Annotated in this window: 12 protein-coding genes; 4 read left to right on the top strand and 8 right to left on the bottom strand. The window is 60.1% G+C overall.

Annotated elements, in window-relative coordinates:
* Positions 1-86: 86 nt before the first annotated feature.
* The 8 genes from pdxJ to lptF form a co-directional block, all read right to left on the bottom strand.
* Complete coding sequence (pdxJ, locus tag GJU48_RS05130) at positions 87-830, bottom strand: pyridoxine 5'-phosphate synthase (RefSeq protein WP_094951365.1); 744 nt, start codon at positions 828-830, stop codon at positions 87-89.
* Between the two features lie 51 nt (positions 831-881).
* On the bottom strand, positions 882-1,571 hold the full coding sequence (gene recO, locus GJU48_RS05125; RefSeq protein ID WP_094951366.1) for a DNA repair protein RecO: 690 nt from the start codon (positions 1,569-1,571) through the stop codon (positions 882-884).
* A 153-nt stretch (positions 1,572-1,724) separates the two neighbouring features.
* Entirely contained in the window at positions 1,725-2,627 is a 903-nt protein-coding gene (gene era / locus GJU48_RS05120) for a GTPase Era (RefSeq protein ID WP_094951368.1), read from the bottom strand.
* Positions 2,620-3,309: a ribonuclease III gene (gene rnc / locus GJU48_RS05115; protein WP_094951369.1), complete on the bottom strand. Its 690-nt coding sequence runs from the start codon at positions 3,307-3,309 to the stop codon at positions 2,620-2,622. The genes era and rnc overlap by 8 nt, the downstream gene beginning before the upstream one ends.
* Positions 3,310-3,461: 152 nt before the next feature.
* On the bottom strand, positions 3,462-4,316 hold the full coding sequence (lepB, locus tag GJU48_RS05110) for a signal peptidase I (RefSeq protein WP_094951370.1): 855 nt from the start codon (positions 4,314-4,316) through the stop codon (positions 3,462-3,464).
* Between the two features lie 5 nt (positions 4,317-4,321).
* Complete coding sequence (lepA, locus tag GJU48_RS05105) at positions 4,322-6,121, bottom strand: translation elongation factor 4 (protein WP_094951371.1); 1,800 nt, start codon at positions 6,119-6,121, stop codon at positions 4,322-4,324.
* 151 nt (positions 6,122-6,272) lie between these two features.
* Complete coding sequence (gene lptG, locus GJU48_RS05100) at positions 6,273-7,352, bottom strand: LPS export ABC transporter permease LptG (protein WP_094951372.1); 1,080 nt, start codon at positions 7,350-7,352, stop codon at positions 6,273-6,275.
* Positions 7,345-8,463, bottom strand: a complete 1,119-nt coding sequence (lptF, locus tag GJU48_RS05095; protein WP_094951373.1) for an LPS export ABC transporter permease LptF — start codon at positions 8,461-8,463, stop codon at positions 7,345-7,347. Before lptF ends, lptG begins: the two co-directional genes overlap by 8 nt.
* A gap of 282 nt (positions 8,464-8,745) precedes the next feature.
* Here lptF and GJU48_RS05090 point away from each other — a divergent pair, with 282 nt between their 5' ends.
* The 4 genes from GJU48_RS05090 (at position 8,746) to GJU48_RS05075 (ending at position 14,177) form a co-directional block, all read left to right on the top strand.
* Entirely contained in the window at positions 8,746-10,236 is a 1,491-nt protein-coding gene (locus GJU48_RS05090; protein ID WP_094951374.1) for a leucyl aminopeptidase, read from the top strand.
* A 51-nt stretch (positions 10,237-10,287) separates the two neighbouring features.
* Positions 10,288-10,716: a DNA polymerase III subunit chi gene (locus GJU48_RS05085; RefSeq protein ID WP_094951375.1), complete on the top strand. Its 429-nt coding sequence runs from the start codon at positions 10,288-10,290 to the stop codon at positions 10,714-10,716.
* 7 nt (positions 10,717-10,723) lie between these two features.
* Complete coding sequence (locus tag GJU48_RS05080) at positions 10,724-11,119, top strand: DNA polymerase III subunit chi (RefSeq protein ID WP_094951376.1); 396 nt, start codon at positions 10,724-10,726, stop codon at positions 11,117-11,119.
* Positions 11,120-11,330: 211 nt separating this feature from the next.
* Positions 11,331-14,177 (top strand): valine--tRNA ligase, encoded by a 2,847-nt coding sequence (locus GJU48_RS05075; RefSeq protein ID WP_094951377.1) that lies wholly within the window; start codon positions 11,331-11,333, stop codon positions 14,175-14,177.
* Positions 14,178-14,197 lie beyond the last annotated feature (20 nt).

The following is a 14,197-nucleotide window of genomic DNA, read 5'->3' as shown; positions in this document are numbered from 1 at the left end:
CTGACCATAAGTTGTGGTATCAGGCCTTGCCCGACTTGCGATTTCATTGGGTCTTGTGGCAAGCCCGCTGACCATAAGTTGTGGTATCAGGCCTTGGCGGCAGCCAGAATCAGGGCTTTCATCTCGGCGACCGCGCCTTTGAAACCGACGAACAGCGCATGCGCCACCAGCGCGTGGCCGATGTTCAGTTCGTTGATGCCTTTGATCGCCGCCACGGCTTCGACGTTGTGGTAGTGCAGGCCATGGCCGGCGTTGACGATCAGGCCTTCATTCAGGCCGCACTTTACGCCGTCGATGATGCGTTGCAGCTCGTCAGCCACTTCGGTGGGCGTGGTGGCATCGGCGTAACGGCCGGTGTGCAGTTCGATGGCCGGCGCGCCTACGCGACGCGAGGCTTCGATCTGGCGCTCGTCGGCGTCGATGAACAGCGAGACTTCGCTGCCGATCTTCGACAGGCGTTCCACGGCAGCTTTGATCCGCGCTTCCTGGCCGGCCACGTCGAGGCCGCCTTCGGTGGTCAGTTCCTGGCGGGTTTCCGGCACCAGGCAGATATGCGCCGGGCGGATGCGCTCGGCGAACGCCATCATTTCTTCGGTGACGCCCATTTCGAAGTTCATGCGGGTTTGCAGCACGTCCTTGAGCAGCAACACGTCGCGCTCCTGGATGTGGCGGCGGTCTTCGCGCAGGTGCACGGTGATGCCGTCGGCACCCGCTTCTTCGGCGTCCAGCGCGGCCTTGACCGGGTCAGGGTAACGGGTGCCCCGGGCCTGGCGCAGGGTAGCGACGTGGTCGATGTTCACGCCAAGAAGAATGCGATTGCTGGTGGTCACGGAAGCGCTCCTGAAAAGGGAAAGAAACGCTGCACAGCATACACGGGGTTGTCAGGGCTTTCGAAACAACTCGCGACTGACCAGCGGCCGGCCACCCAAGTGCACGGCCAGCGCCTGGCGCATCAAGCGCTTGGCGGCAGACAAAGCGCCCGGAGCGGTCCAGTCGGCTTCGCTCATGGCCAGCAACTCAGTGCCGCGGAACAGGCCCGGTTGCAGCAGGTACACACGCTCAAGGCCGGCGTCGACTTGCAGGCGGTACATGCCGTCTGCGGCGATGGGATCGCCGTGCAGGTCGTTGCTCAGTTCAAAGCCGTAGCCCAAGTCGTCGAGCAGGCGCCATTCGAAAGCGCGCAGCAGCGGCTCCAGGGGGCGGCCTTCGGCCAGGGCTAACAACGTGGCGGCGTAGTGATCGAACACCGCCGGGTGCGGGTCTTCGGCGGGCAGCAGGCGAATCAGCAGTTCATTGAGGTAGAGGCCGCTGAAGAGTGCTTCGCCATTGAGCCAAGCGGAGGTGCCGACGCTTTCCAGGCGACCGACGTTCTTCAGCTCGCCCTTGCCACGAAACTCCACATCCAAGGCCACGAATGGCCGGGCCAGCGTGCCGGCCTTGCCTCGGGCGCTACGCAAGACTGCGCGCAGGCGGCCTTGGGGCGTGAGGAAGTCCACCAAGGCGCTGGTCTCGCGGTAGGCGCGGCTGTGCAGCACGTAGGCGAGTTGACTGGGAGGTGGGGTTTGGGACATGGGGTTCTCGCTGACAAGCACGGCCTTGAAAACTGCGACTATCCAATGTGGGAGCGGGCTTGTGTGGGAGCCGGGTGCGCGAGAGCTCGCAGGCAAGCCAGCTCCCACACAAGCCCGCTCCCACATTTGTCTTGCGGTGTTACTGGAGGCCTATTACAGGTCGCCGTAGCCGAGGGAGCGCAGCGCGCGCTCGTCATCGGACCAACCACCCTTAACCTTCACCCACAGGTTAAGCATGATCTTGGAATCAAACAGCAATTCCATGTCCTTGCGCGCTTCGGTGCCGATGCGCTTGATGCGCTCGCCCTTGTCGCCAATGATGATTTTCTTCTGGCCGTCACGTTCAACGAGGATCAGCGCATGAATATGCAGGGTTTTGCCCTGCTGCTTGAACTCTTCGATTTCAACGGTGATCTGGTACGGCAGCTCGGCGCCCATCTGGCGCATGATTTTCTCGCGTACCAGTTCGGCGGCGAGGAAACGGCTGCTGCGGTCGGTGATCTGGTCTTCCGGGAAGAAGTGCTCGTTCTCCGGCAGGTAACCGGCGATCACGCGTTCCAGCGCCTCAAGGTTGTGACCGTGCTGGGCCGAGATCGGCATGATCTGGGCGTTCGGCAGTTGTTCCTGCAACCACGTCAGGTGCGGCATCAGCTCGGCTTTGTCTTCGATGCGGTCGGTCTTGTTCAGCGCAACGATCAACGGGCCGGTGACGTACTGCACACGCTCGAGAACCATCTGGTCTTCGTCGGTCCACTTGGTGCGGTCGACCACGAAGATCACCACGTCGACGTCTTTCAACGCCGCCGAAGCGGTCTTGTTCATGTAGCGGTTAAGCGCCTTCTCGCCACCTTTGTGCATGCCCGGGGTGTCGACGTAGGCCGCTTGCACGGCGCCTTCGGTCTTGATGCCCAGCATGTTGTGACGGGTGGTCTGCGGCTTGCGCGAGGTGATCGCCAGCTTCTGGCCCAAGATGTGGTTCAGCAGCGTGGACTTGCCCACGTTCGGGCGGCCGACGATGGCAACATAGCCACAGCGTGTTGCGGTTGAATCAGTCATGGCCATTCTCCACGCCCAGGGCAATCAGTGCTGCAGCCGCCGCTACCTGTTCGGCAATACGACGGCTCACACCCTGACCTCGGCTTTTTTCATTCAATAAGGTGATTTCACATTCCACGAAGAACACGCGGCAATGCGGCTCTCCCTGGATATCCACCACTTCGTAGCGTGGCAGTTCGCAACCGCGCGACTGCAGGAATTCCTGCAGGCGGGTCTTGGGATCTTTGTTGGTGTCGACCAGCGTCAGGCTTTCGATCTCCGAAGCCAGCCAGGCGACCACGCGCTCCTTGGCCGTCTCCATGCCGGCATCCAGGTAGATCGCACCGATCAATGCTTCGAGCGCATCGGCCAGGATCGACTCACGACGGAAACCGCCGCTTTTCAACTCACCGGAACCCAGGCGCAAGTATTCGCCCAGGCCGAAACCACGGGCCAGCACGGCCAGGGTCTCGCCTTTCACCAGGCGTGCACGCAGGCGCGACAGCTGGCCTTCGCGCGCTTGAGGGAAACGCTCGAACAGCGCCTCACCGGCGGCAAAGTTGAGAATGGCATCACCGAGGAATTCGAGGCGTTCGTTATTACGCCCCGCGAAACTGCGGTGTGTGAGGGCAAGGACCATCAATTCCTGATCCTTGAAGGTGTAGCCGAGCTGGCGCTCGAGACGACTGAGAGAAACGGTCACGGTTTATCCATATCTAGTTGGTGGCACCGGCGGCCATCGAAGATTGACGCAGTGTTCAAATTCAAATCCTGGTGGGTGCCGCATGAGGCCGGACGATGCATTGTCCCAACCCCAGAAAAGCATTCGGCGCTGTGTTCACAGCGCCGCCTGTATTACTTGATCAGCCCGACCCGCGAGAAGTTCGGCAGGTGGCTGAGTTTGGGTTCCGGCCAACTCATCCAAACCGCAAAGGCCTTGCCGACAATGTTCTCGTCGGGAACCATGCCCAGCAGGTCCTTGGGAATATTAGGGTCATCCCAGTAACGGCTGTCGTTGGAGTTGTCGCGGTTGTCGCCCATCATGAAGTAGTGCCCGGCAGGCACTTTCCACTCGCCATCAGGCATCGCGCGGTAGCGGCTCATTTCCTTGCGGATTTCGTGCTCTACCGTACCGAGTTTTTCCTGGTACAGCTCAGCGCTGCCCAAGGTGTTCGGCTCAGCGCCAATCAGCTTCTCGGCCACCGACTCACCGTTGATGAGCAGGCGCTTGTCGCTGGTGTAGCGAACCACATCACCCGGCAGGCCCACGACGCGCTTGATGTAATTGACGTTCGGGTCGCTTGGGTAGCGGAACACCATCACATCGCCGCGCTGCGGGTCACCGACCGGTATGACTTTCTTGTCGATTACCGGCAAGCGGATCCCGTAGGAAAACTTGTTCACCAGGATGAAGTCGCCCACGTCCAAGGTAGGTTTCATCGACCCCGAAGGGATCTGAAACGGCTCCACCAGGAACGAACGCAGTACCAGCACGATGAACAACACCGGGAAGAACGACTTGCCGTATTCAACCAGCAAAGGCTCTTTGTTCAGCTTCTCGACCACCACCGCATCAGGCTGGCTGACGCTGCCCTGATAGGAAGCGATAGCCGCCCGACGACGCGGGGCGAAGAACACCAGATCGAGCAACGCCAGGAGACCGCAAACGGCAACGGCGATGACCAGCAACAGCGGGAAATTTAGCGACATAGGACCTAACTATCCAACCTGAGCACCGCAAGGAAGGCTTCTTGTGGAATTTCCACGTTACCCACTTGCTTCATGCGTTTTTTACCGGCCTTTTGCTTCTCAAGCAGCTTGCGCTTACGGCTTACGTCACCGCCGTAGCATTTGGCCAGTACGTTCTTTCTGAGTGCCTTGACGGAGGTCCGTGCAATGATCTGCCCGCCAATGGCGGCCTGGATCGCGACGTCGAACATCTGGCGCGGAATCAGTTCTTTCATCTTTTCGGTCAACTGCCGACCTTTGTAGTGGGCGTTGTCCTTGTGCACGATCAGTGCCAGGGCATCGACCTTGTCGCCATTGATCAGCACGTCCAGTTTCACCAGATTAGCCGATTGGTAGCGATCGAAATGGTAATCCAGCGAAGCATAGCCGCGACTGGTGGATTTGAGACGGTCGAAGAAGTCCAGGACCACTTCGTTCATCGGCAAATCGTAGGTCACTTGCACTTGGGTACCGAGGAACAACATGTCGTGTTGTACGCCACGTTTTTCGATACACAGGGTAATCACGTTGCCCAGGTGTTCCTGCGGTACCAGGATATTGGCCCGCACGATCGGCTCGCGCATGTCTTCAATGGAGGACAGATCTGGAAGCTTGGACGGGTTGTCGACGTAAATCGTTTCACCGGTTTTCAGCAACAGTTCAAAAATAACCGTTGGCGCGGTGGTGATCAGGTCCAGGTCGTATTCGCGCTCCAGGCGCTCCTGGATGATCTCCATGTGCAGCATGCCCAGGAACCCGCAACGGAAGCCGAAGCCCAGCGCGTCGGAGCTTTCCGGGGTGTACTGCAACGACGAGTCGTTGAGGGTCAGCTTTTGCAGGGCTTCGCGGAAGTCCTCGAAGTCGTCGGAGCTGACCGGGAACAGGCCGGCGTAAACCTGCGGCTGGATGCGTTTGAAGCCCGGCAGCACGTCGACGTCAGGGGTGGAGCTCAAGGTCAGGGTGTCACCAACCGGTGCACCGTGAATGTCCTTGATACCGGCGATGATGAAGCCTACTTCACCGGCCTTAAGGTCGGTGGTGGCGGTGTGCTTGGGGTTGAATACGCCGACGCTGTCCACCAGGTGGATCTTGCCGGTGGATTTAACCAGGATCTTGTCGCCCTTCTTCACCCGACCGTGGCGTACACGTACCAGGGAAACAACGCCCAGGTAGTTGTCGAACCAGGAGTCGATGATCAACGCTTGCAGCGGATCTTCGTAGTTGCCGGTTGGCGCAGGAATGGTCTTGACCAGGCGCTCGAGCACTTCGTCAACGCCCAGGCCGGTCTTGGCGCTGCACTCGACGGCGTCGGTGGCGTCAATGCCGATGATTTTTTCGATTTCTTCTTTGACGCGGTCCGGATCGGCCTGAGGCAGGTCGATCTTGTTCAGTACCGGCATGACCTCAAGGCCCTGCTCGATCGCGGTGTAGCAGTTGGCTACGGACTGGGCTTCAACGCCCTGGCCCGCGTCGACCACCAGCAAGGCGCCTTCACAGGCTGCCAGCGAGCGGCTGACTTCGTAGGTGAAGTCAACGTGGCCGGGGGTGTCAATGAAGTTCAGCTGGTACCTGATACCGTCTTTGGCGGTGTAGTACAGGGTAACGCTGTGGGCCTTGATGGTGATGCCGCGTTCACGCTCGAGGTCCATGGAGTCCAGTACCTGGGCTTCCATTTCACGCTCGGCAAGGCCACCGCACATCTGGATGAATCGATCGGCCAGCGTCGACTTGCCATGGTCAATGTGGGCGATGATGGAGAAATTGCGGATATGACTCAAATCACTCACGGATCAACACTCAAAAAGGCTGCAGGCAGATTGCCCGCTGAAAAATAGCCGGGAATTGTACCTGATGCTCAGGCCAAACGTCATCTTTGCTGACCAGAACAAAAATGCCCCGCTCTCTCGAACGGGGCATTTTTTGTTCATAAGCGCGGTATCAACCGGCTCGGCGCAACAGCCAGAACCCGGCCAGGGCGCAGATAGCCGTCGGTACCAGCACCGCAAACAGCGGCGAGAAACCGAATACCAGGCTAGACGGGCCGAGCAGGTCCTGGGCGATGCGGAAGGTGAAGCCCACCAGCACGCCGGTAAACACCCGCTGGCCAAGGGTCACGGAACGCAGCGGGCCGAAGATGAACGAGATCGCCATCAACACCAGCGCAGCAGTCACAACCGGCTGTAACACCTTGACCCAAAATGCCAACCAATAGCGGCCGTTATTCAGGCCCTGATCCTTAAGGTAGTGGATATAGCTCCACAAACCGGAGATAGGCAGGCTTTCCGGGATCATCACCACGGTATTGAGCAGTTCCGGCTTCAGGGCGATATCCCATGGCTCGGTCGGCACATTGATCACTTCGGTGCTGGCATTGTTGCCTTGGCCGACATTGCGGAAGTGAGTGGTGCTGACGTCGCTGAGCGTCCACTTCTCGGCATCATACTGCGCGCGCTTGGCGAAACTGGAGGTCAGCATGTGGCGTTCTTTGTCGAACGTGTAGCGCGTCACACCAATCAACAGGCCGCCCGGCTGCACGGCGTTGATGTGGATGAATTCATCACCTTGGCGGTGCCACAGGCCGTGCTTGGCGCTTTGCGCATCGCCCGAACCCTGGGCCAGGGCACGATTGGCCTGGGCCGTGGCTTCGGACGGCGGCGCCACGTACTCGCCGATCAGCACGCTGCAGGCCATCAGCAGCAGCATGGGCTTCATGACCGCCCAAACGATGCGACCGATGGAAACACCGGCGGCGCGCATGATGGTCAGTTCACTGTTGCTGGCCAGGCTGCCCAGGCCGATCAGGCAGCCGATCAAGCCGGCCATCGGCATCATGTCGTACAGACGACGTGGCGCGGTCAGCGCCACGTAGCTCAGCACGTCGGTGACCGTGTAGGTGTCGGTGACGTTGCTCACTTCATCAATAAAGGCGAACAACGAGGCCAAGCCGAGAATGATGCCCAATACCGCCAGGATGGCGATCAGTACGCTGCTACCAATGTAGCGGTCGAGCTTAGTCACGAGCCAACTCCTTCAGGCCACGACGGCTCTTCATTTTCAAACGGATAGGTTCCCAGTAGAGCAGCCCCAGGCCGATCATCAGGAAAATCCCGTGTACCCACCACAGCCCCAGGACCGGCGACAACTTGCCTTTTTCCAGGGAGCCACGGGCGGAAATCAGGATGGTCAGGTAGGCCATGTACAGCAGGATCGCCGGCAACAGCTTGAGGAAACGGCCCTGACGCGGGTTTACCCGGGACAGCGGCACGGCCATCAAGGTCACGATAAACACCAACAGCGGCAGGGAAATGCGCCATTGCAGCTCGGCGATGGAGCGCAGTTCCTGGCTGCCGAACAGTGACGCCGTCGGGAGCGCGTCGCGGTCGGTAACTTCTTCACTGATCTCAGGCTTGGCGAGCATGACGCCATAGAGGTCGTACTTGATCGCTCGATAATCCGCGAAGCCGGGGCTGCCGTCGTAGCGATAGCCATTTTCCAGGATCAGGTAGCGGGAACCGTCAGGGCGTACTTCCTGGCGCCCACTGTTGGCCACCAGAATCGAAATACCGCGATCTTTCTGGTTCTCCCCGAGGTTTTTCTGCGAAATAAACACACCACCGAGGTTGGCACGGTCATTGGTCATGGTTTCGGTGTAGGTCACCCGCGAACCATCGTTGAGCGCCTGAAAGCGCCCTGGCTCGAGGGTGTCGAACTCGGTCATCGCATCCTGCTTGTTCAGAAGCAGCTGGAACTGCATGGCCCCCTGAGGCGCCAGGCTCATGCTCAACCACGCCACCACCAGGGCGACGCCGGTGGCCGGCACCATGGTCATGGCAAGCAAACGCTGCTGGCTCATGCCGGTGGCGGAAAGCACGGTCATTTCACTTTCAAGGTACAACCGGCCATAGGCCAGCAGAATGCCGAGAAACAGGCCAAGTGGCAGGATCAGCTGCAAAAAGCCCGGCAGACGAAAGCCCATGATCAGGAATAACGAGCCCGGATCCAGGGCGCCGGAAGCGGCCTGGGCGAGAAATTTGACGAAACGACCACTCATGGTGATGACCAACAGCACCGCACTCACGGCACTCAGGGTCAACAGGACTTCGCGGGATAGATAACGGAAGACGATCAAACCAGACACTCCAGGGTTGTCAGGCTAAGGCGGCCAAACAAGCAAGCATACCGAGTCGACCCGTTTACACAGGCCGGCTAAAAAGATGGCGCATTATCCTGTGATTGACCGCGCCTGTCACTGCGCAACCTCATGCGCGCGCACAAAGCGTGCGCCAAGGGTTGTCAGGTTCCGCCGGCGAGGTTCAAACTGCGGCCTTTGTCGCGGGCGGTTTACAGAGCTGCCACGCTTGAAAGCCTGCGTACAGACTCAGGCTCACAGACCTTTATAAGGGACCCGAAAATGGAATTGGTTGTAAAAAGCGTTAGCCCCGAAACGTTGAAAACCGCCACCCTCGTGGTCGCCGTCGGCGAAGGCCGCAAGCTCAGCGTCGCCGCCAAGCAACTGGATGAACTGAGCGGTGGCGCCATCAGCGCCGTGCTCAAGCGCGGCGACCTGGCCGGCAAAGTCGGCCAGAGCCTGCTGCTGCAAAGCCTGCCTAACCTCAAAGCCGACCGCGTGTTGCTGGTGGGCGTGGGCAAGGAAGCCGAACTGGGCGACCGCCCGTTCCGCAAGATCATCAGCGGTATCCTCACCACCCTCAAGGGCTTGGGCGGCAGCGATGCAGCATTGGCACTTGATGAAATCGTCGTAAAAGGCCGCGACAGCTACGGCAAGACCCGCCTGCTGGCCGAAACCCTGGTGGATGGCGGTTACATTTTCGACCAGTTCAAGAGCCAGAAAGCCGAACCGCGCGCCCTGAAGAAAATCACCCTGCTGACTATCAAGGCCGCCCAGGCTGAAGTCGAGCGCGCCGTGACCCACGCTCAGGCCATCGCTGCAGGCATGTCGTTCACCCGCGACCTGGGCAACCTGCCACCAAACATCTGCCACCCAACCTACCTGGGCGAGCAAGCCAAGGCACTGGGCAAAGAGTTCAAGGGCCTGAAGGTTGAAGTGCTGGACGAGAAGAAGATCAAAGAACTGGGCATGGGCTCGTTCTATGCCGTAGGCCAGGGCAGCGACCAGCCACCCCGCCTGATTGTGATGCAATATAACGGCGGCAAGAAGTCCGAGAAGCCTTACGCCCTGGTCGGCAAAGGCATCACCTTCGACACCGGCGGCATCAGCCTCAAGCCGGGCGCAGGCATGGATGAGATGAAATACGACATGGGCGGCGCCGCCAGCGTGTTCGGTACCCTGCGTGCCGTGCTGGAACTCAAGCTGCCGATCAACCTGGTGTGCATCCTGGCGTGTGCCGAGAACATGCCGAGCGGCGGCGCAGCCCGTCCGGGCGATATCGTCACCACCATGAGCGGCCAGACGGTGGAAATCCTCAACACCGACGCCGAAGGCCGTCTGGTGCTGTGTGATGCGCTGACCTACGCCGAGCGCTTCAAGCCGCAAGCCGTGATCGACATCGCCACCCTGACCGGTGCCTGCGTGGTTGCCTTGGGCGCCCACACCTCGGGCCTGCTGGGTAACAACGATGAGCTGATCGAGCAACTGCTCAGCGCCGGCAAGGCTGCCGACGACCGCGCCTGGCAATTGCCGCTGTTCGATGAGTACCAGGAACAGCTGGACAGCCCGTTCGCTGACATCGCCAACATCGGTGGGCCGAAAGCCGGCACCATCACCGCTGCCTGCTTCTTGTCGCGCTTTGCCAAGAACTTCAACTGGGCGCACTTGGACATTGCCGGCACGGCCTGGACCAGCGGCGGCAAGGACAAGGGCGCCACTGGCCGTCCGGTGCCACTGCTGACCCAATACCTGCTGGATCGCGCCAAAGCCTGAAACTGAAGATTCCGGGGCGGCCCCCGTGGCGCCCCGGTCTCAGGAACCGCAATGACCCAAGTCGACTTCTATATATTGCCCAGCGCCGATCCCTCTGCGCGCCTGGACTTTGCCTGCAAACTCACCGAAAAAGCCTGGCGCATGGGCCACCGCATCTACCTGCATTGCAGCGATGCCGCCCAACGTGACGACCTCGACGCCCGCCTGTGGCGCTTCAAGGGCGAAAGTTTCGTGCCCCACGGCCCTGCCGAGTCCGAACCCGAAGGCCTGATTGTGTTGGGTTTAGGCGACAGCTGCGGCGATCACCATGACCTGCTGGTCAACCTGGACCTGAAAGTACCGGCTTTTGCCAAAGCGTTTGCCCGTGTGGCGGAAGTGGTGGTGGAAGACCCGGCTATTCGTCAAGCCGCGCGGGAGAGTTTCCGTTTCTACCGCGAACAGGGCTATTCTCTGCAAGATCACCGACTACAACGACTTTGAGTACATGATGGACACGCCAAAACCTACAAAAAAAGACGACCACCTGCTGGACGACCTTGAGTCGATCCGACAGTTGCTCGGTGATGATGGCTTGCAACCGCCGCTGCTGACCGAAACGGTCGACGGTGAGGTACAGATTCCGCTGTTGTTCGACATGGTCGGTGGCAAGCCCGCCGTACCGCAGCCTGTCGCCAAAGCCCCGATTGTAGAGCCCGCGCCGGCTGCGACGGCTACCGAAAAGGCGCCAGACGCCCTGCTGCTGCACCTGGACAACGAGCTGCGCGCCGCTGCGCAACTGATCATGCAGGATGTGATCGACGACTTTGCGCCGCATATCGAAACCGAGATCAAACGCAGGTTGGATGCGCGGATGGAACGGTTGCTCAGCCAATACCAGTCCTGAGCCACACCTGGATCTACTGTGGGAGGGGGCTTGCCCCCGATAGCGCTGGGTCAGCCAGCTTATCAGTCACTGACCCACTGCTATCGGGGGCAAGCCCCCTCCCACATTTGCACTGCGTACATCTCAAGCCTGTCTTCACCTCGCCCTGCGCCCTATCCCCCGTTATACTTGCCGGCTTTCCTGAATAAATGCCAATAGGGTCCCGCCGCGCATGGATAAGACCTACCAGCCGCACGCCATTGAAACTTCCTGGTACAACACCTGGGAGTCCGAGAATTATTTCGCCCCACAAGGTGCCGGCGATTCCTACACCATCATGATTCCGCCACCGAACGTCACTGGCAGCCTGCACATGGGCCATGGCTTCAACAATGCGATCATGGATGCGTTGATCCGCTTCCGCCGCATGCAGGGCCGTAACACCCTGTGGCAACCGGGCACCGACCACGCTGGCATTGCCACCCAGATGCTGGTGGAACGCCAACTCGAAGCCACCGGCCAGAGCCGTCACGACCTGGGCCGCGAGAAATTCCTGGAAAAGATCTGGGAATGGAAGGATCAGTCCGGCGGCAACATCAGCCGTCAGATCCGTCGCCTGGGTTCGTCCGTCGACTGGAGCCGCGAGCGCTTCACCATGGACGACGGTCTGTCGGAATCGGTGAAAGAAGCCTTCGTGCGCCTGCATGAAGACGGCCTGATCTACCGCGGCAAGCGCCTGGTCAACTGGGACACCAAGTTGCACACGGCGATTTCCGACCTCGAAGTGGAAAACCACGACGAGAAAGGTTTCCTGTGGAACCTCAAGTACCCGTTGGCCGACGGCGCCAAGACCGCCGAGGGCAACGACTACCTGATCGTCGCCACCACCCGTCCGGAAACCATGCTTGGCGATGCTGCCGTCGCGGTTAACCCGAACGACGAGCGCTACCAGGCGCTGATCGGCAAGTTCGTTGAGCTGCCGTTGGTGGGTCGTCGCATCCCGATCATCGCGGACGACTACTGCGACCCTGAATTCGGCACCGGCTGCGTGAAAATCACCCCGGCCCACGATTTCAACGACTACGAAGTCGGCAAGCGCCACAACCTGCCGCTGCTGAACATCTTCGACAAGAACGCCGCCGTACTGTCAGCCTGCCAGGTGTTCAACCTGGACGGCACGCTGAACGAGAGCATCGACGGCAAAATCCCGGCCGAATACGCCGGCCTCGACCGTTTTGAAGCACGTAAGCAGATCGTTGCAGCCTTCGACGCCGCCGGCTTGCTGGTGAGCGTCGACGACCACGGCCTGAAAGTGCCGAAGGGCGACCGTTCTGGCACCATCATTGAGCCTTGGCTGACCGACCAGTGGTACGTGTCGACCAAGCCGTTGGCTGAACCTGCGATTGCTGCCGTGGAAGATGGCCGTATCCAGTTCGTGCCTAAACAGTACGAAAACATGTACTTCTCGTGGATGCGTGACATCCAGGACTGGTGCATCAGCCGTCAGCTGTGGTGGGGCCACCGTATTCCAGCCTGGTACGACGAGTCGGGCAAGGTCTATGTGGGCCGCGATGAGGCCGAAGTACGTGCCAAGCACAACCTCGGCCCGGACGTTGCGCTGCAACAGGATAACGACGTACTCGACACCTGGTTCAGCTCGGGCCTGTGGACGTTCTCTACCCTGGGCTGGCCGCAGCAGACCGAGTTCCTGAAAAAATTCCACTCCACCGACGTGCTGGTCACCGGCTTCGACATCATCTTCTTCTGGGTTGCCCGGATGATCATGCTGACCATGCACTTGGTGAAAAACGAAGACGGCACGCCGCAGGTGCCGTTCAAGACCGTTTACGTGCACGGCCTGGTACGTGATGGCCAAGGCCAGAAGATGTCCAAGTCCAAGGGCAACGTCCTCGACCCGCTGGACATCATTGACGGTATCGACCTGGAAACCCTGGTGCAGAAACGCACCTCGGGCCTGATGCAGCCGAAACTGGCGAAGAAGATCGAGAAGCAGACCCGCGACGAGTTCGCCGACGGCATCGCCAGCTATGGCACCGACGCCCTGCGCTTCACCTTCTGCTCGCTGGCCTCCACCGGTCGCGACATCAAGTTCGACATGGGCCGCGTCGAAGGCTATCGCAACTTCTGCAACAAGATCTGGAACGCCGCGCGCTACGTGCTGGACAAAGGCGAAGACTGCGGCCAGAACGGCGAAGCCTATGAGCTGTCCCTGGCCGACCGCTGGATCATCTCGCAACTGCAGCGCACCGAAGCCGAAGTGACCCGCCAACTCGATCAGTTCCGTTTCGACCTGGCCGCACAAGCCCTGTACGAGTTCATCTGGAACCAGTATTGCGACTGGTACCTGGAACTGTCCAAGCCAGTGCTGTGGGACGAAAACGCGCCGGTCGAACGCCAGCGTGGCACACGTCGCACCTTGGTACGCGTGCTCGAAGTGGCGCTGCGCCTGGCGCACCCGTTCATGCCGTTCATCACCGAAGAAATCTGGCAGCGCCTCGCGCCGCTGGCCGGTATCGAAGGCAAGACCATCATGCTGCAACCTTGGCCGGTGGCCAACGAAGCACGCATTGATGAGGCCGCCGAAAGCGATATCGAATGGCTCAAGACCCTGATGCTCGGCACGCGCAACATCCGCGCCGAGATGAACATCGGGCCGGGCAAGCCACTGGCCGTGTTTGTGAAGAACGCCAGTAGCGAAGATCAGCGCCGCCTCACCGAGAACGATGCGCTGCTCAAAAAGCTGGCGAAGCTGGAGTCGATCACCGTATTGGCTGACGGCGCTGAAGCACCATTGTCCGCGACCGCGCTGGTCGGCGACATGGAAGTGCTGGTGCCGATGGCCGGCCTGATCGACAAGGGTGCGGAACTGGCCCGTCTCGATAAGGAAATCCTGCGCCTGCAAGGCGAAGTGCAGCGGGTTGGCGGCAAGCTGTCCAACGCGGCGTTCGTCGACAAGGCACCGGCTGAGGTGATCGATAAGGAGCGCGCCAAGTTGGCCGAGGCTGAACAGGCGCTGGGCAAGTTGGCGGAGCAACATGCACGGATTTCCAGTTTGTAAATAAATACTGGATTAAAAAG

Source organism: Pseudomonas sp. IB20, assembly GCF_009707325.1.
In the GTDB taxonomy this organism is placed as follows: domain Bacteria; phylum Pseudomonadota; class Gammaproteobacteria; order Pseudomonadales; family Pseudomonadaceae; genus Aquipseudomonas.
This window is presented reverse-complemented; position numbering and strand designations above follow the sequence as displayed.